19 protein-coding genes are annotated in these 17681 nt (G+C 73.5%); 9 read left to right on the plus strand and 10 right to left on the minus strand.

Going from position 1 to position 17681, the window contains the following annotated elements; translation table 11 throughout:
- Positions 1–44: 44 nt before the first annotated feature.
- Positions 45–836 (plus strand): ABC transporter ATP-binding protein, encoded by a 792-nt coding sequence (locus IEW03_RS00130; RefSeq protein WP_188521627.1) that lies wholly within the window; start codon positions 45–47, stop codon positions 834–836.
- A gap of 22 nt (positions 837–858) precedes the next feature.
- On the opposite strand, the gene IEW03_RS00135 is transcribed toward IEW03_RS00130, so the two are convergent.
- The 4 genes from IEW03_RS00135 to IEW03_RS00150 all read right to left on the minus strand — a co-directional run bounded on the left by IEW03_RS00135 (position 859) and on the right by IEW03_RS00150 (position 4340).
- Positions 859–1245 carry a LapA family protein gene (locus IEW03_RS00135; RefSeq protein WP_188521628.1) on the minus strand — a complete coding sequence of 129 codons (387 nt, stop codon included), beginning with the start codon at positions 1243–1245 and terminating at the stop codon, positions 859–861.
- A 102-nt stretch (positions 1246–1347) separates the two neighbouring features.
- The gene (locus tag IEW03_RS00140) at positions 1348–2454 is read right to left on the minus strand and encodes a fatty acid desaturase family protein (protein WP_229737273.1); all 1107 of its coding nucleotides are present in this window, start codon (positions 2452–2454) and stop codon (positions 1348–1350) included.
- A gap of 139 nt (positions 2455–2593) precedes the next feature.
- On the minus strand, positions 2594–2779 hold the full coding sequence (locus IEW03_RS00145; protein ID WP_188521629.1) for a hypothetical protein: 186 nt from the start codon (positions 2777–2779) through the stop codon (positions 2594–2596).
- Between the two features lie 61 nt (positions 2780–2840).
- A complete protein-coding gene (locus IEW03_RS00150) occupies positions 2841–4340 on the minus strand; it encodes an XRE family transcriptional regulator (protein WP_188521630.1) in 1500 nt (499 codons plus the stop codon).
- Between the two features lie 129 nt (positions 4341–4469).
- On the opposite strand from IEW03_RS00150, the gene IEW03_RS00155 reads away from it, so the two are divergent.
- Positions 4470–6404: a phosphoenolpyruvate carboxykinase (GTP) gene (locus IEW03_RS00155; protein ID WP_188521631.1), complete on the plus strand. Its 1935-nt coding sequence runs from the start codon at positions 4470–4472 to the stop codon at positions 6402–6404.
- A gap of 89 nt (positions 6405–6493) precedes the next feature.
- Here IEW03_RS00155 and IEW03_RS00160 read toward each other — a convergent pair whose 3' ends face one another.
- From IEW03_RS00160 to IEW03_RS00185, 6 genes are all read right to left on the minus strand, one after another.
- Complete coding sequence (locus tag IEW03_RS00160) at positions 6494–6928, minus strand: VOC family protein (protein WP_188521632.1); 435 nt, start codon at positions 6926–6928, stop codon at positions 6494–6496.
- Positions 6929–6953: 25 nt separating this feature from the next.
- Positions 6954–7442, minus strand: coding sequence for a hypothetical protein (locus IEW03_RS00165; RefSeq protein ID WP_188521633.1), 489 nt, complete (start codon positions 7440–7442; stop codon positions 6954–6956).
- Positions 7443–7499: 57 nt separating this feature from the next.
- Positions 7500–8051, minus strand: a complete 552-nt coding sequence (locus tag IEW03_RS00170; RefSeq protein WP_188521634.1) for a GNAT family N-acetyltransferase — start codon at positions 8049–8051, stop codon at positions 7500–7502.
- Entirely contained in the window at positions 8048–9187 is a 1140-nt protein-coding gene (gene trpS, locus IEW03_RS00175) for a tryptophan--tRNA ligase (protein WP_188521635.1), read from the minus strand. Before trpS ends, IEW03_RS00170 begins: the two co-directional genes overlap by 4 nt.
- A 185-nt stretch (positions 9188–9372) precedes the next feature.
- Complete coding sequence (locus IEW03_RS00180) at positions 9373–10434, minus strand: proline racemase family protein (protein WP_188521636.1); 1062 nt, start codon at positions 10432–10434, stop codon at positions 9373–9375.
- Positions 10421–11533, minus strand: coding sequence for an alcohol dehydrogenase family protein (locus IEW03_RS00185; protein ID WP_229737274.1), 1113 nt, complete (start codon positions 11531–11533; stop codon positions 10421–10423). The genes IEW03_RS00180 and IEW03_RS00185 overlap by 14 nt, the downstream gene beginning before the upstream one ends.
- Before the next feature lie 77 nt (positions 11534–11610).
- Here IEW03_RS00185 and IEW03_RS00190 point away from each other — a divergent pair, with 77 nt between their 5' ends.
- The 7 genes from IEW03_RS00190 to IEW03_RS00220 all read left to right on the plus strand — a co-directional run bounded on the left by IEW03_RS00190 (position 11611) and on the right by IEW03_RS00220 (position 17612).
- Positions 11611–12114, plus strand: coding sequence for a tRNA (cytidine(34)-2'-O)-methyltransferase (locus IEW03_RS00190; protein ID WP_188521637.1), 504 nt, complete (start codon positions 11611–11613; stop codon positions 12112–12114).
- Between the two features lie 127 nt (positions 12115–12241).
- Positions 12242–12529, plus strand: a complete 288-nt coding sequence (locus IEW03_RS00195) for an Rv0250c family protein (protein WP_188521638.1) — start codon at positions 12242–12244, stop codon at positions 12527–12529.
- Positions 12526–13347 (plus strand): succinate dehydrogenase subunit SdhC, encoded by an 822-nt coding sequence (gene sdhC, locus IEW03_RS00200; RefSeq protein WP_188521639.1) that lies wholly within the window; start codon positions 12526–12528, stop codon positions 13345–13347. The genes IEW03_RS00195 and sdhC overlap by 4 nt, the downstream gene beginning before the upstream one ends.
- 31 nt (positions 13348–13378) lie before the next feature.
- On the plus strand, positions 13379–15355 hold the full coding sequence (locus IEW03_RS00205; RefSeq protein WP_188521640.1) for a fumarate reductase/succinate dehydrogenase flavoprotein subunit: 1977 nt from the start codon (positions 13379–13381) through the stop codon (positions 15353–15355).
- Complete coding sequence (locus tag IEW03_RS00210) at positions 15352–16107, plus strand: succinate dehydrogenase/fumarate reductase iron-sulfur subunit (protein ID WP_188521641.1); 756 nt, start codon at positions 15352–15354, stop codon at positions 16105–16107. The genes IEW03_RS00205 and IEW03_RS00210 overlap by 4 nt, the downstream gene beginning before the upstream one ends.
- A 32-nt stretch (positions 16108–16139) precedes the next feature.
- On the plus strand, positions 16140–16859 hold the full coding sequence (locus IEW03_RS00215) for a hypothetical protein (RefSeq protein WP_188521642.1): 720 nt from the start codon (positions 16140–16142) through the stop codon (positions 16857–16859).
- Positions 16860–16940: 81 nt separating this feature from the next.
- Entirely contained in the window at positions 16941–17612 is a 672-nt protein-coding gene (locus tag IEW03_RS00220; protein ID WP_188521643.1) for an AIM24 family protein, read from the plus strand.
- Positions 17613–17681 lie beyond the last annotated feature (69 nt).

The raw sequence follows: 17681 nt of genomic DNA on the forward strand, positions 1-17681 counted from the left end.
CCGCTCCCGCGCGGCCCGCACCACTCGAGCCAGAAGGTGACCACATGAGCGCGACCTCCCCCACCCCGATCCTGCGCGCCACGGAGCTGGTCGCCGGCTACGGGGGGCCGGCGGTCCTGCGCGGCGTCGGCCTCGAGCTGACGCCGGGCGCCGCGCCGGTCGGGATCCTCGGCGAGTCGGGGGTGGGCAAGTCCACGCTGGTGCAGGCGCTGGTCGGTCAGGTGCGCCCGACGGGCGGCCAGGTGACGTTCGAGGGGCGCACGGTCTCCAGGCTCGGCCGGCGCGACAAGAAGCGCTTCCGCGGCGCCGTGCGGACGGTGGCCCAGAACGGCCTCGACATCGACCTGCGCTGGACCGTGGACCGGGCACTCACCGGCGCGCTGACCGACGCGCGCAAGGCCGGCCGCGCCAACGGGCGCTCGGTCGCGGACCTGCTGGAGGACGTCGCGCTGGAGCCGCGCCTCGCCTCGCGCACCGTGCACTCGCTCTCAGGCGGCGAGAAGCAGCGGCTCGCCCTCGGGCTGGCCCTCACGACCCGTCCGGACGTGCTGCTGCTCGACGAGCCCCTCACCGCCGTCGACCCGTCGATGCGGGGCGAGATCGCGCGCCGCCTCGCGGACACGGCCCGCGAGCAGTCGACCGCCGTGCTGCTGGTGTCGCACGACGTCGAGCTCGTGGGCCGCCTGTGCCCCACCGTGCACGTCCTCGCGGACGGCGTCTTCGTCGCGTCCGGTCCGCTGCCGCAGATCCTCGCCGCCGCCGGCGACGACGACGCGCACGTCGCCGTCCGCGACCTGGCCACGGCCGCGCCGCTGGCGGCGCAGCGCTTCCGCTGACGCATGCGCTCTGCGACCGCGGTCACGCTCCGCGGCCTGCTCGGTCCGGGTGGTGGACGCGACGCCGTAGCTGCGTGATGCGGACGGTGCCGATGACCAGCGCGACGACGCCGACGCCGACGCCCGCGATGAGCAGCGCGACGGCGAGCGGGACGGAGCCCTCCATCCCCAGGAACGAGACCAGGACCTCCTGGGTGTTCTGCAGCATGAAGACGATCAGGGCGACGAGGACGACCGCTGCGATGCAGATGCCGACCCAGACGGCGCCGGCGCGGCTGCGTGGGGTCTTCCCGGTCCGGGAGCTCGCGGGGGCGACCCGGCGCGACCCGGACGATCCGGACACCGGCCTGCTGGGGTTGCCGTTGGTCGCCGACGCCAGGGGCGGGACAGGGTTGGGGGCGGTGGCCATGACGGCCTCCTCGCATCTCCGGGCCCAAGCACCTCAGGTGGGGGGCCTTCGTCCCGGATGTTCCGACCGTACGCCCCTTTCGTCCCGCTCGGGGAACGACAGCTAGCGGCCCAGCTGGGCCGCCAGCGGGCACGAGAAGGGGTCGCGCGCCTGGTGCCCGACGTCGTTGAGGTAGCTGACGACGATCCGGTAGGACGTGAAGAACCCGACCTCGGTGTACGTCACGCCGAGCGTGGAGCAGTACTCCCGGACGATGGGCTGGACGTACCTGAGGTTGGGGCGCGGCATGCTCGGGAAGAGGTGGTGCTCGATCTGCCGGTTGAGCCCGCCCATGAAGAAGACGACGACGACGCTCCCCCGGATGTTGCGGCTCATGAGCACCTGCCGGCGCAGGAAGTCGACGTCGGCGTCCGCCGGGACGATGGGCATGCCCTTGTGGTTCGGGGCGAACGCGCCGCCGAGGAGCACCCCGAACAGGCCGAGCTGCACCGCGAGGAACGCGCCGGCGATCGCCGGCGGCAGCAGGAGCACGATCGCCCCGACGTACAGGACGAGGCGCGCCAGGAGCAGCGGGGCCTCCACCCGACGGTGCGGCACGACGCCGCGGCCGAGGACGGTGCGCACGCTCGCCACGTGCAGGTTCAGCCCTTCGAGCGTCAGCAGGGGGAAGAAGAACCACCCCTGCCGGTGGGCGAACCAGCCCCGCCAGCCCTGGCGGCTGGCCAGGACCGCCGGGGTGAACGCGATGACCCCCGGGGAGACGTCCGGGTCGCTGCCCTCCTTGTTCGGCGCGGCGTGGTGGGCGTCATGCTTCGTGGTCCACCACGCGTGGCTCAGGCCGACGAAGACGTTGGCCAGGATGCGGGCGGTCCAGTCGTTCCAGGCCCGCGACCGGAAGACCTGCCGGTGCGCGCTGTCGTGCCCGAGGAACGCCAGCTGGACCAGCACGACGGCCAGCGCCACCGCGAGCAGGAGCTGCCACCACGTGTCGCCGAGGAGGACGATCCCTGCCCAGACCGCTCCTAGCGCGATCACGGTGAGGATGAGCCGCGCCCAGTAGTACGCGTAGCGCCGCCGGAGCAGGCCCGACTGGCGGACGATCTTCGCCAGCACGGAGTAGTCGCGCGTCACCTGTCGGGCGGCGGGTGTCCGGGGCGCCGTCGTGGGCGCCGTCGCCCCGGGGGCAGTCGTCCCCGGGGCCGCACTCACCGGTGCGGTCGTATGGTGGCTCGAATCTGACACGGTGCTGCCTCTGCTCCTGCCGCGCGAACGCACCTCCGCCGGAGGGGCGCTCAGCGCCTGCTGACATGCACCGCCGTGATCTCGACGGCGCCTCTCGGCCGGCCTCTCAGCGGGCCTCGCCGGCTTCGTTCGTGTCGGGGTCGGGGTCGGCGCCGGTCACCACGTCGGGGACCATGCCACCGTCGTCCTTCCACCGCGCGACGGCGGCTTCCTTCTCACGACGGGAGCTCTGCGCTTCCGTCGACGACTCTCTGCGAGCGGCCTCGTGCGGGCCGACCTGTCGATCACCCACGTCTCGACGCTACACCGGACCTGTCGGCCTCGCAGCAACGCACCCGGCGGGGCGGAGGGCGTCAGGAGGCGCCGTCGTCCGGCGGCGCGTGCTGCTGGAGGAATGCGAAGACGTCGGTGTCGTCGACGCCCGGGAACGCGCCGCGCGGCAGCGCGGCCAGCACCTGCTGGTGCATGCGCGCGCTGGGCCACGCGACGCCCTCCCACCGGTCGGCGAGGTCGGCCGGCGGGCGCTGACAGCAGGCGGGATCGGGGCAGGTGGAGCTGCGCCGCACGTGGGTGTCCCGGCCGCGGAACCACTTGGCGTGCGCGTACGGCACGCCGACCGTGATGGAGAACTGCCGGCCGTCCGCGGCGGTGCCCGTCTGCACCGAGTCCCAGAACGTCCCCGCCGGGGTGTCGGTGTACTGGTAGGACTCGGTGGCCCGGTCGCGGCGGGTGAACGCCTCGCGCCCGGCCCACCACCGGCACACGAGCTGCCCCTCGATCGCGCCGGTGACGTCGCGGGGCAGCGGCAGCCCGTCGTTCGCGTACCCGCGGAACAGCGCACCGTCGTCGCCCACGCGCAGGAAGTGCAGCGGGATGCCGAGGTGGACCGTCGCCAGGTTGGTCATGCGCATCGCGGCCGCCTCGTGCGTGACGCCGAAGGCGTCCCGGAAGTCCTCGACCGCGAGGTCCTTCTCCCGCTTGCGCCGCGTGAGGAACTCGACGGCGACGGACTGCGGGATGAGGCAGCTCGCGGCGAAGTAGGTGATCTCGACGCGCTGGCGCAGGAACTCGGCGTAGGAGCGCGGACGCTCGTGGCCCAGCACCCGGTGCGCGATCGCCTGCAGGGCCAGCGACCGCAGGCCGTGTCCGCCGGGGATGGAGGCCGGCGGCAGGTAGATGCGCCCGTTCTTGAGGTCAGTGACCGACCGGGCCGAGCGCGGCAGGTCGTCCACGTGCAGGATCGTGAAGCCCATCTGCTCGGCCATGCGCGCCACCGTGCGGTGGGTCAGGGCCCCGGCCCCGGCGTACCCGGCCTTGACGGTCAGCTCCTCGGCGACCGCCTCCAGCTGCGGCAGGTAGTTGTCCCGGTCCTCGCGCTCGCGGCGCAGCTCGGTGTTGGCGCGCCGCGCCTCCTCGGGGGTGGCGATCGCCTCCTCCTCGCGCCGCGCGAGCTCCGCGTGCAGTCCGACGAGGTGCTCCAGGACCGGCATCGACAGGCGCTGGCTCGGCTTGATCCCGGGCAGCCGCAGCGACGCGAAGATCGGCCCCCGCTGCGCGCGCTCGAGCGCGATCTCGAGCTCGGCACGGCGCGACGGCGGCTCCTCCGCGAGCAGGTCGGGCACGGGGACGCCGACCGCCTCGGCGATGGCGCGCAGCAGGGACAGCCGCGGCTCCCGCCGCCCGTTCTCGACCAGCGAGAGCAGGCTCGGCGCCGAGCCGACACGCTCCCCGAGCGCCTCCAGCGTCAGCCCTCGCGACGTGCGCGCGTGGCGGATGCGGCGCCCGAGCGTGATGAGGTCCGGCGCCTCCCCCGCGGCGCCGTCGGCAGGGGCGGAGGTGTCTCGTGCGGCCATGGGTTTCACGGTACGTGAAGATCGTCGAATCTTCACGGGTGAACCGTTGGAAAGTTGTGCTGCCGGACCGGGAGGCTGGATGCAGGGCCCCGGCACGCACCGTGGGTCACGCCGACGGACGGAGCAGTCATGACCTTCACCGCGAACCCGCGCCGGACGCGACTCGCCATCGCCGAGCTCGCCCCCGACACCGTGCTGCGCGAGACGGCCGGCGCACCGGCCACCGGTGCAGCGACCGGCGCGACCGGCGCCGCGGCGAGGCGCCCGCAGGACGCCCGTGCCTGGGTCGCGGAGATCGCCGCGCTCACGCAGCCGGACGAGGTCGTGTGGTGCGACGGTTCCCCCGCGGAGAAGCAGCGGCTCCTCGACGAGATGGTCGAGGCGGGGACGCTCCTCAAGCTCGACGAGGTCAAGCGCCCGAACTCCTACCTCGCCCGGTCCGACCCGTCCGACGTCGCCCGCGTCGAGTCGCGCACCTTCATCTGCTCCGAGCGCGAGGAGGACGCCGGGCCGACCAGCAACTGGCGCGCCCCGGCCGCGATGCGCGCCGAGCTGCGCGACGTCTTCGCCGGGTCGATGCGCGGCCGGACCATGTACGTGGTGCCGTTCTCCATGGGCCCGGTCGGCGGGCCGATCTCCCAGGTCGGCATCGAGGTCACCGACTCGCCGTACGTCGTCGTCTCGATGCACGTCATGACGCGTGTGTCGGCGCAGGTGATGGAGCTGATCGACGCGGGCCGCCAGTGGGTGCCGGCCGTGCACTCGGTGGGCGCACCGCTGGCCCGCGGCGAGCAGGACGTCCCGTGGCCCTGCAACGACACCAAGTACATCGTCCACTACCCCGAGACGCGCGAGATCTGGTCGTACGGCTCCGGGTACGGCGGCAACGCCCTCCTGGGCAAGAAGTGCTTCGCCCTGCGCATCGCGTCGGCCATCGCCCGCGACGAGGGCTGGCTGGCGGAGCACATGCTGCTGATCCGCGCGACGTCGCCCGAGGGGCGCCGCTACCACCTGGCGGCCGCGTTCCCCAGCGCCTGCGGCAAGACGAACCTCGCGATGCTGCGGCCCACCATCCCCGGCTGGACCGTCGAGACGCTCGGCGACGACATCGTGTGGATGCGCCCCGGCCCCGACGGGCGCCTGCGGGCCATCAACCCGGAGGCCGGCTTCTTCGGCGTCGCGCCCGGCACCGGCGCCGAGACCAACCCCACCGCCGTCGAGACGTTCACGCACGACGCGATCTTCACCAACGTCGCGCTCACCGACGACGGCGACGTGTGGTGGGAGGGTCTGACGCCCGAGCCGCCGGCGCACCTCGTCGACTGGCGGGGCAACGACTGGACGCCGGACTCCGAGACGCCCGCCGCGCACCCGAACTCACGGTTCACCGTGGCCGCCGCGCAGTGCCCGTCGATCGCGGACTCCTGGGAGGACCCGGACGGCGTGCCCCTGGACGCCATCGTCTTCGGCGGCCGCCGGGCCACCAACGTGCCCCTGGTGACGCAGGCGCTGAGCTGGGACCACGGCGTCTTCATGGGCGCCACCATCAGCTCCGAGCGCACCGCCGCGGCCGAGGGGGCCGTCGGCGAGCTGCGTCGCGACCCGTTCGCGATGCTGCCCTTCTGCGGCTACAACATGGCCGACCACTGGGCCCACTGGCTGCGGGTCGGCGAGGCCCTCGAGGCCGACAAGCGCCCCAAGGTCTTCCAGGTCAACTGGTTCCGCAAGGGCGACGACGGCTCTTTCCTGTGGCCCGGGTTCGGCGAGAACTCGCGCGTGATCGAGTGGATCGTCACCCAGGTCGACCGGTCGCGCGGCCTGCGCACCGACGCCGGCGCCGTGCACTCCCCCGTCGGGCTGCTGCCCGCGCCGGGCGCGCTGCGCACGGACGGTCTCGAGCTGTCGGACGACGACCTCGCCGCACTGTTCGACGTCCCGGCCGCCCCGTGGCGGGCGGAGGCCGAGCTGACCGCCGAGTTCTTCGAGACCTTCGGCGGCAAGGTGCCGGTCCAGCTGTGGGCGCAGCTCGCCCGCCTCACCGAACGGCTCGACGGCGCGTCCTGACGCGCGTCGGCCCTCCACGACTCGGGTCCGCCGGGATTGAGGCACCGGCGGACCCGAACCTCCCCGCCCCGCGTCCGGGGCGGCGCTCCTCAGTCGAGGTCGAACTCGTTGCCCTCGACGTCCTGCATCACGATGCAGGACTCCTCCACGCCGTCGGCGAGCATCGTGCGCACGTGCGTCGCGCCCAGCGCGACGAGACGGTCACGCTCCGCCTCCAGCGTGGCCAGCCGCTCGTCGCCCACGAGACCCGTGCCGACCCGCACGTCGAGGTGCACGCGGTTCTTGACGACCTTGCCCTCGGGCACGCGCTGGAAGAACAGCCGCGGTCCCACCCCGGTCGGGTCGACGCAGGCGAACGCGGACCCCTGGTCCTCGGGCGGGAGGGAGCGGTCGAAGTCGCCCCACGACGCGAACCCCTCGGGCGGCGGCGGGACGACGTAACCCAGCACCTCGCACCAGAAGCGGGCGACCCGCTCGGGCTCGGCGCAGTCGAAGGTGACCTGGACCTGTCTGACCGACGTCATCGACCCACCGTAACGGCGACGGCCGTCACCCGTCGGTCGTCCAGCCGTCGGGCAGCCGGAGCGCGTCCACGGTCCGCGGCGACGCGGTGAGCTCCCGCCCGACCACCGCCATCGCCCGCACGACGGCGGTCCGGTGGACGACGCCGACCCACGTCTGCGTGTCGTCCGGCTTGCGGGACGCGTCGACGACCACCCACACCTCGTCGGGCTCCAGCCGCGGGAGGATCGCGGTCGCGACCTCGCCGTCCGGCCCCGTCCCGACGGCGAGGACCGCGGACGTGCCGGCCCGGACCGCCATGGCCCGCGCCTCGACGGCGTCGCGACGGCTGTCGAGGCGCAGGAGGCCGTCCCCCCCGGCGAGGCCCGCGCAGCCGGGCAGCACCCCCAGCCGGGCCGCCATGTCCCGCACGACCTCGACGGCGTCGTCCCCGAGCCCCACGAGCGCGACGAGGTCGCCCGGCCTCGTCGACGGTCCGTCCACCTCGGCGACCGCCTGGTCTGCTTGGGTCGTCACGCGCACATCCTGCCGTGCCCGCGCCGGTCCTGCACGCTCCGGCACGCTCGGCCCGGCCTACGCCGGCCCGGAGGGCCGGTCGAGCCGGTACACGTGGTGGCGACCGTCGTCGACCGGGTTGTCCGGGGTCAGGTACCCGGTGGCGACCCACCCGAACCCGGCAGAGCGCAGCGCCCGCCACGACGCGACGTTCCCCGCCGCCACGGGCACGACGATCGCCGGCGCCCGGGGGTGGTCGCGCCAGCACAGCGCGACGAACTCCCTGATCAGGTGGGTGCCGAGGCCCTGCCCGACGCGGTCCGGCTCGCCGACGAAGTAGTCGATCGTCAGGGCGCCGGCGGGCACGTCCACCAGCTCGATCAGCTCGCGCTCCTCGTCGGCGTAGTCGTGGATGCGGCACCGCTGGACGAAGCCCACCGGGACGCCGTCGGCGGACACCACGAAGTCCTCGGAGGGCTCGGTGCCGAGGAAGCTGCCCGCGAAGTCGCGCTCCACCGCCGCGTCGCTCGTGTCGTGCGCCCAGTAGCGCGCCACGTGCGGCCGGCGCAGCCACGCCTGGAGGCGCGGCAGGTCGTCGCGACGCGTGCGGCGGAACGCCAGGGTGCTCATGAGTACATGGTGCCCATGAGCTCGCGCACGTCCGCCAGGGTGCGGTCGGCGATCTCGTTCGCCCGCGCGTTGCCCCGTGCCAGGACGTCGCGCACGACGGCGGGGCCGTCCGCGGCCAGCGCCGCCCGGCGCTCGCGCAGCGGCCGCAGCCCCTCGACGACCGCCTCCGTCACGACCGTCTTGAGCCGCCCGGCCCCCGCCGCGCCCACCGCGTCGGCCAGCTCGCCCGGCGTGGTGCCCGCCAGGTGCGCGCCGATGCGCAGCAGGTTCGCCACCTCGGGCCGGCGCTCCGGCTCGTACGTGATGTGGCGCTCGGAGTCGGTCCGGGCGCGGCGGAAGAAGCGCACGGTCTCGTCCTCGGACGCGCGCAGCTCCAGGGCGTTGCCGCGCGACTTGCTCATCTTGGCGCCGTCGTCGCCCAGCACCGTCAGCGACGGGGTGAGCAGGGCCTCGGGCTCGGGGAAGTAGCCCGTCGTGGGCGCGTAGCGCTGGTTGAACCGCCGCGCCACGGTCCGGGTGGTCTCCAGGTGCGGGAGCTGGTCCTGACCCACCGGCACGAGGTTCGCGCGGCAGAACAGGATGTCCGCGGCCTGGTGCACGGGGTAGGTGAACAGCAGCCCCGACATGCCGCGGCCCTGGCGCCGCTCGGCGTCCACCGCCTCCGCCTTGACGGTGGGGTTGCGCTCCAGCTCGGCCACGCTCACCAGCGACAGGAACGGCAGCAGCAGCTGGTTCAGCGCGGGCACCGCCGAGTGCGTGAAGACCGTGCTCCGGGCCGGGTCGATGCCGGCCGCGAGGTAGTCCAGCACCACCTCGCGCACGACGGCGGGCAGGTCGCCGGCGTCGTCCCGGTCGGTGATGACCTGGTAGTCCGCGACGACGAGGACGACGTCGACGCCGGCGTCCTGCAGCCGCACACGGTTGTCGAGTGTGGCGAGCAGGTGCCCGAGGTGCAGGGCGCCCGTCGGGCGGTCGCCGGTCAGGACGCGAAAGCGGCCGGGGTCGCGGGCGAGCTGCTCCTCGACCTCGGTGGAGCGCGCCTGCGCGACGGCGGTGCTTGCCGAGACGGACGGGGCGGTGTCGGCGGGAGAGCCGGCGGGGGCGGCGGGAGTGCCGGCGGCGGTGGGGACGAGCATGGTGGGCTCCTTCTGCGGGCGCCGCCCGCCGGGCCCGGACACGACGACGTCCCGGCTGCGACGGGCAGCTCGGGACGTGGGCGTGGGGGCGCGACAGGTCAGGGCTGCGGGTGCAGCCACCACCAGTCGTTGCGCTTCAGCACAGGCCGAGGATACGCCGCCGTGCGGCCCGGCGACGTCGGACGTCAGGCCGACGTCAGGCCGGCGTCGGACTGCACGGACAGCACGTGCTCCAGGTCGGAGCCGTCCACCAGCGGGTCGTCCAGGTCGACGGTGAGGTGCGAGTGTGCGATCAGGCGGGCGGTGCCCGTGATGGTCGAGTGCAGCGCGGGGAACGCCCCGACCCGCGCCTCCTGCAGCACGGTGCCGACGAACCGGCTGCCGCGCGGCGAGACGGTCTCCAGCGTGTCGCCCTCGCCGATCTCGCCGCGGCGGGCCATCAGCGCCATGCGGGCCGACGTGCCCGTGCCGGTCGGGCTGCGGCACAGCACGCCGGGGTGGACGTAGGTGGCCGACGGCGACTCGTACGCGCCGTCGCCGGACGTGCGCAGCGGCCCCATGAAGTGCGCGAACGGCAGGGGCCCGACGTCGCCCAGCTCGGGATGCTCGTGCCGCAGACCCGGGCGCGCGGCCCGCACGAAGGCGTCGCCGAACGCGGTCAGGGCGATCTGCTCGGCCGCGCCGAGGGTGAACCCGTGCTCGGTCGCGTCGACCATCGCGTAGTAGGCGCCGCTCCAGACGAGGTCGAAGCGCACCGTGCCGTAGTGCGGCACCTCGACGGACAGCCCTTCCTCGGCGACGAACGCCGGTTCGCCCTGCGTGGTGATCGACACGACCCGCCCGTCCGTGACCCGCGCGGAGATGCGCGCCAGCCCCGCCGGCGACTCCAGCACGACGTCCTGCAGGCCCTCCGTCATCGGGATCGCGCCGCTGGCCAGCAAGGCCGTGGCGGTGCAGATCGTGTTGGAGCCCGAGTACAGGGGGTACCCCATCGCCTCCATGATGATGTAGCCGGCCTGCGCCTCCGGGTGCGCCGGCTCCACGATCAGGTCGACGGACATCGCGGGGTCGCCGTACGGCTCGGACAGCAGCAGCCGGCGCAGCCCGTCGCCCTCGTTCTGCAGCCAACGGGCCTTCTCGAGCACGGTGGCGCCCGGCAGCGGCTCGACGCCGGACGTGACGATGCGGCTGACGTCGCCTCCCGACTGGGTGTCGATCAGCTGCAGGGTGCGCTCACGGTGCCGCATGGTGCGCCCCGACCTGCTCCCAGTGCCGGTCCGGGACCACCACCAGCTTGCCGACGTAGGACTTGGACATGAACGCGCGCTGCGCGTCGTGGAACTCCGAGAGCCGGAACGTGCGGTCGAGCAGCGGCCGGACCTCGCCGCCTGCGATGTAGCGCACCAGCCGCCGGAACGCCGTGCGCGTGCCCTGCGAGGAGCCGTGCAGCTCCAGCTGTTTGAGGTACATCGTGCGCAGGTCGAGCTGCACCACCGGGCCGCCGATGGCGCCCGCCGTCGTGTACCGCCCCTCGGGCCGCAGGACGCGCAGCAGGTCGTTGAACATCGGCCCGGCCACCAGGTCCGCGACGACGTCGACCGGGCCGCCTGCGACGCGCTCGACCTCGGCCACGAGGTCGTCCACGTCGCGCAGGACGACGTCCTGCGCCCCGATCTCCCGCAGCGCCGCCTCCTTGCCCGCGCTGGTCACCGCGTACGGGACGGCGCCGCGCACCCGGGCGAGCTGGACGATCGCGGAACCGACCCCGCCGGAGGCGCCGGTCACCAGCACCCGCTCGCCCGCCGCGAGCCGGGCGCGCACGAGCATCTGCTCCGCCGTGAGGTACGCGCAGCAGAACGTGGCCAGCTCCGCGTCGGTGATGTCGGCGGTGATCTCGTACGCGTTCTCCGCCGGCACGGCCTGGTACTCGGCGTACCCGCCGTCGCGCCCGTGGCCCATGTAGTCGATGTCGGCCAGGCTGTCGTCGCCCTCGGGGCGGTGGTAGATGCTGAAGTCGACCATCACCCGCTGGCCGACCCGCTCCGCAGGCACGCCCTCGCCGACCGCCGCGATGACGCCGACGGTGTCCGCGCCCTGGATGCGGGGAAACGTGAGCGTGGACCGGCCGCGTCTCCAGGTGGAGACCTCCGCCGCGTCGGTCTCGGTGCCGTAGGCGCCCTCGCGCACCCACACGTCGGTGTTGTTCATGCCGCACGCATGGACGTCGACCAGCACCTCGCCCGGCGCGGGCTCCGGCGTGGGCACGTCGTCGCGGTAGAGCAGCTGGTCGAGGCCACCGTGGCCGACGAGCTGGACCGCCTTCATCACCTCTGGGACAGCCGTCATCGAACGAGACTAGGGGCCACCGGGCCGATCCGTCATCGGCTGCGGGGGGCAAGTCACCCGGGTGGGAGAATCGGGCCGTGCCCGCCGACGCCCCCTCGCCCGCCCCGCCGTCCGCACCGTTCGCGCACGTCGTCTACTTCGAGCCCCGGATCCCCGGGAACACGGGCTCCGCGATCCGGCTGGCCGCCGTGACCGGGGCGCGCCTGCACCTGGTGGAGCCCCTGGGCTTCGACCTGTCGGAGGCCAAGCTCCGCCGGGCCGGGCTGGACTACCACGACCTCGCCGTCATGGACGTGCACCCGACGTTCGACGCCGCGCTCGACGCCCTGCCGGGCGCGCGCGTCTTCGCCTTCACCGCCCACGCGGCGACGACGCACACGGACGTCGCGTACGAGCCGGGCGACGTGCTCCTCTTCGGCCCGGAGCCGACGGGCCTGCCAGACGACGTGCTCGCCCACCCCCGCGTCACGGACCGCGTGAAGATCCCGATGCTGCCCGGGCGCCGGTCGCTCAACCTCACCAACGCCGCGTCCGTCGCGGTCTACGAGGCGTGGCGGCAGACGGGGTTCGCCGGCGCCTGACCTCCGGCGCCGCTCCCCGCGCCCCTCCCGCACGCCTGGCGCGCCCTTGCCGGACCGGGGCATTCGCGGGAGAGTCGTCAGTGACGTGCCTCACACCGTGGTGGGCACGACGCCGAGGAGGTGGCGTGTGACCAGCCCTGAGATTGCGACGCTCCAGCACTCGATCGAGCAGTTGCGGCACGGCATCGCCGAGGTGCACCGGGCCTTCGGCGACGCGCCGGCGGTCCGCCGCCTCGCGAACGACCTCGAGCGGCTGGAGATCGACGCCGGCGACCTCGCGTCGTCGCCGCCGGTGCGGCAGCCGGGAGCCGAGGTGCCGGAGCACGTCGTCGTCCCCGACACCCCGCTCGACGAGACCATGTGGAGCGACGCCGACGACGAGGGTGTCGGCGGCTACCACGGCGACCGCACGTGACGACCGCGCGCGGCGTCGACGCGCGCGGGGTGCACTCCCCCGGGCGCGCCGCCGTCGGGTCGGGGACGCTGCGCGCGGACCGCTGGTGGCTGGCACCCGCGGCGACCACCGCGGGCCTGCTGGCCTTCCTCGTGTACGGCGGGGTGCGGGCGTTCCAGCAGCAGTACTTCTTCGCGGACGAGCGCTACCTGACGCCGTTCTACTCGCCGTGCGTCTCGCTCGGCTGCGCGTCCGAGCCGGGCGCCGCGCACTTCGGCATGTTCCTGCCGGACAGCCCGCTCATCCCGTACGCGGCGCTGAGCCTGCCGTTCCTGCTCGGCTTCCGGCTGACCTGCTACTACTACCGCAAGGCGTACTACCGCTCGATCTGGCTGTCGCCGCCGGCGTGCGCCGTGCCGGAGCCGCACGCGACGTACACGGGCGAGACGCGGTTCCCGCTGGTCCTGCAGAACGTCCACCGGTACTTCTTCTACGTCGCGCTGCTCGTGTCGCTGATCAACACCTACGACGCGGTCGTGGCGTTCCGCCATCCCACGGACGGGTTCGTCGTCGGCGTCGGGAACCTCGTGCTGCTGGTGAACGTGGCGCTGCTGTGGTGCTACACGGTGTCGTGCCACTCGTGCCGGCACGTGATGGGCGGGCGCCTCACGCACTTCTCGAAGCACCCCGTGCGGTACCGGCTGTGGACCTGGGTGTCGGCGCTGAACACGCGGCACATGCTCTTCGCGTGGGTCACGCTCGGCACGCTCGTGCTCACCGACCTCTACGTGGCGCTCGTGGCGGCGGGGACCATCACCGACCTGCGGCTCGTCGGCTGAGCGCCGGACCGGACGGGACAGGAGACGAGAGTTGACGGAGACCGAACGCCACGACTACGACGTCCTGGTCATCGGCGCGGGCGGCGCCGGCCTGCGCGCGGCGATCGAGGCGCGCGAGCGCGGGCTGCGGGTGGCGATCGTCTGCAAGTCGCTGTTCGGCAAGGCGCACACCGTGATGGCCGAGGGCGGGTGCGCGGCGGCGATGGGCAACGTCGCGGAGAACGACTCGTGGCAGGTGCACTTCCGCGACACCATGCGTGGCGGGAAGTTCCTCAACAGCTGGCGGATGGCGGAGCTGCACGCGAAGGAGGCCCCCGACCGCGTCTGGGAGCTCGAGACGTGGGGCGCGCTCTTCGACCGCACGGCCGACGGCCGGATCCACCAGCGCAACTTCGGCGGGCACACCTATCCGCGCCTCGCGCACGTCGGCGACCGGACCGGGCTCGAGCTCATCCGCACCCTGCAGCAGCGCATCGTGGCGCTGCAGCAGGCCGACCACGCCGAGACCGGTGACTTCGAGGCGCGGCTGCGCGTGTTCGCCGAGTGCACCGTCACGGAGCTCCTGCGCGACGACGACGGCGCGGTCGCGGGCGCGTTCGGGTACTGGCGCGAGTCGGGGCGGTTCGTGGTGTTCTCCGCGCCCGCCGTGGTGCTCGCCACGGGCGGGATCGGCAAGTCGTTCCAGGTGACGTCCAACTCGTGGGAGTACACGGGCGACGGCCAGGCGCTGGCGCTGCGCGCGGGCGCGGACCTCGTCGACATGGAGTTCGTCCAGTTCCACCCCACCGGCATGGTGTGGCCGCCCAGCGTCAAGGGCATCCTCGTGACCGAGGGGGTGCGCGGCGACGGGGGCGTGCTGCGGAACGCCGACGGCGAGCGCTTCATGTTCCGGTACGTGCCGGACGTGTTCAAGGGCCAGTACGCGCAGACGGAGGACGAGGCCGACCGCTGGTACGACGACCAGGAGAACAACCGCCGCACCCCCGACCTGCTGCCGCGCGACGAGGTGGCCCGCGCGATCAACACGGAGGTCAAGGAGGGCCGGGGGTCGCCGCACGGCGGCGTCTACCTCGACATCGCGAGCCGCATGGCGCCCGAGGAGATCCAGCGGCGCCTGCCGTCGATGTACCACCAGTTCAGGGAGCTGGCGGACGTCGACATCACGGCGGAGTCGATGGAGGTCGGCCCCACGTGCCACTACGTCATGGGCGGGATCGACGTCGACCCGGACACGGGTGCCACGAGCGTGCCGGGGCTGTTCGCCGCCGGCGAGTGCGCGGGCGGGATGCACGGCTCGAACCGGCTCGGGGGCAACTCGCTGTCCGACCTGCTCGTGTTCGGGCGCCGCGCGGGGATCGGCGCGGCCGAGCACGTCGCCGGCCTGGCGGGCCGGGACGCGGGACGTGGCGCCGGGCGGCCCGCCGTCCGCGACGAGGACGTCGACGCCGCCGCGGCGCTGGCCGTGGCGCCGTTCGCGGGGGCCGGGACCGACGCCGGGTCCGGCGAGAACCCGTACACCCTGCACGCCGACCTGCAGCGGACCATGAACGACCTCGTCGGCATCATCCGCACCGAGGCGGAGATGAGGGCCGCCCTCGACCGGCTCGGCGAGCTGCGCGCCCGGCTGCGCGACGTCGTCGTCTCCGGGCACCGGCAGTACAACCCGGGCTGGCACCTGGCGCTCGACCTGCGCAACATGCTCATGGTCGGCGAGGCGGTGGCGGCGTCGGCGCTGCGCCGCACCGAGAGCCGTGGCGGGCACACCCGCGACGACCACCCGGCGCTCGATGCGCAGTGGCGCCACCGGGTGCTGGTCACCCGTTGTGTGCCCGGCACCCCGGGTGGCCGCGACGGCGTGGTGCCGCGCGTCGAGGTCGAGGCGGCCGAGCGGGACCCGATGCGCGGCGACCTGCTCGCGCTCTTCGAGATCGACGAGCTCGGCAAGTACTACACGCCGGCCGAGCTGACCGCCCACCCGCAGGGCTCAGGCGAGAGGGGCACGACATGAGCGACACGCGACTCGTCCGCGTCTGGCGCGGCGACGCCGACGACGGGGAGCTCGTGGACTTCCGGGTGGAGGTCAACGAGGGCGAGGTGATGCTCGACGTCCTGCACCGGATCCAGGCCACCCAGGCACCGGACCTCGCCGTGCGCTGGAACTGCAAGGCGGGCAAGTGCGGGTCGTGCTCGGCGGAGATCAACGGCCGGCCGCGGCTGCTGTGCATGACGCGGATGTCCGTGTTCACCGAATACGACGAGCTCGTCGTGACGCCCCTGCGCACGTTCCCGGTGATCCGCGACCTCGTCACCGACGTGTCGTTCAACTACGCGAAGGCGCGCGAGATCCCGTCGTTCACGCCGCCGGCCGACCTGGCCCCGGGCGAGTACCGGATGGCGCAGGTCGACGTCGAGCGGTCCCAGGAGTTCCGCAAGTGCATCGAGTGCTTCCTGTGCCAGGACGTGTGCCACGTGGTCCGCGACCACGAGGAGAACAAGGAGGCGTTCGCCGGGCCCCGCTTCCTCATGCGGGTCGCGGAGCTCGAGATGCACCCGCTCGACGTCGCCGACCGGGTGCCGGCGGCGCAGGACGAGCACGGCCTCGGCCGGTGCAACATCACCAAGTGCTGCACGGACGTGTGCCCCGAGGGCATCAAGATCACCGACAACGCGCTCATCCCCATGAAGGAGCGCGTCGCCGACCGTCGCTACGACCCCCTGGTCTGGCTCGGTCGCACCATCTCGCGCCGCCGCGGCGCCTGAGCAGCGTCGGGCACTCATGGGATGCTCTGCCCGTGAGCTCCCCACGCGAGTGGCCCCGGGTGGGCGACGTCAGTGTCGACCCGGCCGCCCTGACCGCGCCCGGCCGCGAGCTTCGTGAGCTGCTCGCCGAGCTGGGCGCGCCGGACCCCGCGACGACGTCGGGCGGCCTTCCGCCGGACGGGTGGCGCGAGCTGAGCAGCACGGCACCTGGCACGGTGGTGCTGGGGTCGCCCGTGGACGACGGCGCGACCCGCTGGTGGATCGGCCTGGTGTCGCGCCGGGCGGGGGGCGCGCCACCCGTGTGGCGCGCCCGCGACGACGCCGTCCCGCTGCGCCCGAGCCGGGCGGAGCGGGGTCAGGGGCTGCGTTTGCGGTGGGCCGGGCCGACGAGATCGACACCCGACCTCGACGTCCTGGCGGTCGACGTCGTCAACGAAGGCCCCGATCGCTGGTCACCGCAGCAGGGGGAGAACTTCGTCGCACTGGGCTTTCTGCGACCGGTCGACGAGGGCCGCGGGGCCGTCTCCTTCGGTTACCACGCGGGCCAGCGCACGGCCGTGCCGTTGGACCCGGGCGAGTACGCGCGCGAGGCTGTCACGATCAGCGCCGCCGAATGGGCCCGTGTCGCCCCCGGCCGGCACCACGTCCATGCGCTGATCCCGGCGCTCGACCTCGGGTCGGACTCGCCGCTCGAAATCGAGCTGACCGAGGAGGCCATCGCCCGTCGTCACCCGGCTGGCCGCGACGGCTGAGGCCACGGTCGCCCCTCCGGCCGACCCCTTGGATACTTTCGACGGATACCGCGAGCTGCGTGCACGCGGCAGGATGGGGCCATGCGCAGCAGCCTCTTCCACCACACGGAGCCCGAGGGCGAGCCCGGCAGCTTCGTCCTCGCCAACGGCAAGATGCTCAAGGTCGACCTCGCCGGCAGCGGCGGGTTCTTCTACGCCAAGCAGGGGTCGATGGTCGCCTACCAGGGTGACGTCGACTTCGCCTACGAGGGCAGCGGCGGCATGTCGAAGTTCCTGAAGAAGGCGTTCACCGGCGAGGGCATGTCGCTGATGAAGGTCTCGGGCAGCGGCGACGTCTTCCTCGCCCAGGACGCCGACGAGGTGTTCGTGCTGTACCTGGAGGGCGAGAGCGTCACCGTCAGCGGCTCGAGCATCCTCGCGTTCGAGAGCTCGCTCACGTGGGACATCAACCGCGTCGAGGGCGCGTCGATGATGACGGGCGGGCTGTTCAACACGACATTCACGGGCACCGGGGCGCTCGCGGTCACCGCCTACGGCACCCCGGTGGTGCTGAACGTCGACGAGCCGACGTTCGTCGACATGCAGAGCGCGGTGCTCTGGTCCACGTCCCTCACCAGCTCGGTGCGCAAGACGGCGAAGCTCGGCGCCGCGATCGGGCGCGGGTCCGGCGAGGCGTACCAGCTCGGGCTCACGGGCAACGGCTTCGTCGTCGTCCAGGCCTCCGAAGGGCACCCGCTGCCGACCAAGCAGTGACCGGCGGGGCCCGGCCCCTTCCTGTTGTCGCCCCGGGCGATCTGTGGTGCGGTATCCGCACGTGAAGCA

It is taken from the genome of Isoptericola cucumis, assembly GCF_014635665.1.
Lineage (GTDB): Bacteria > Actinomycetota > Actinomycetes > Actinomycetales > Cellulomonadaceae > Isoptericola > Isoptericola cucumis.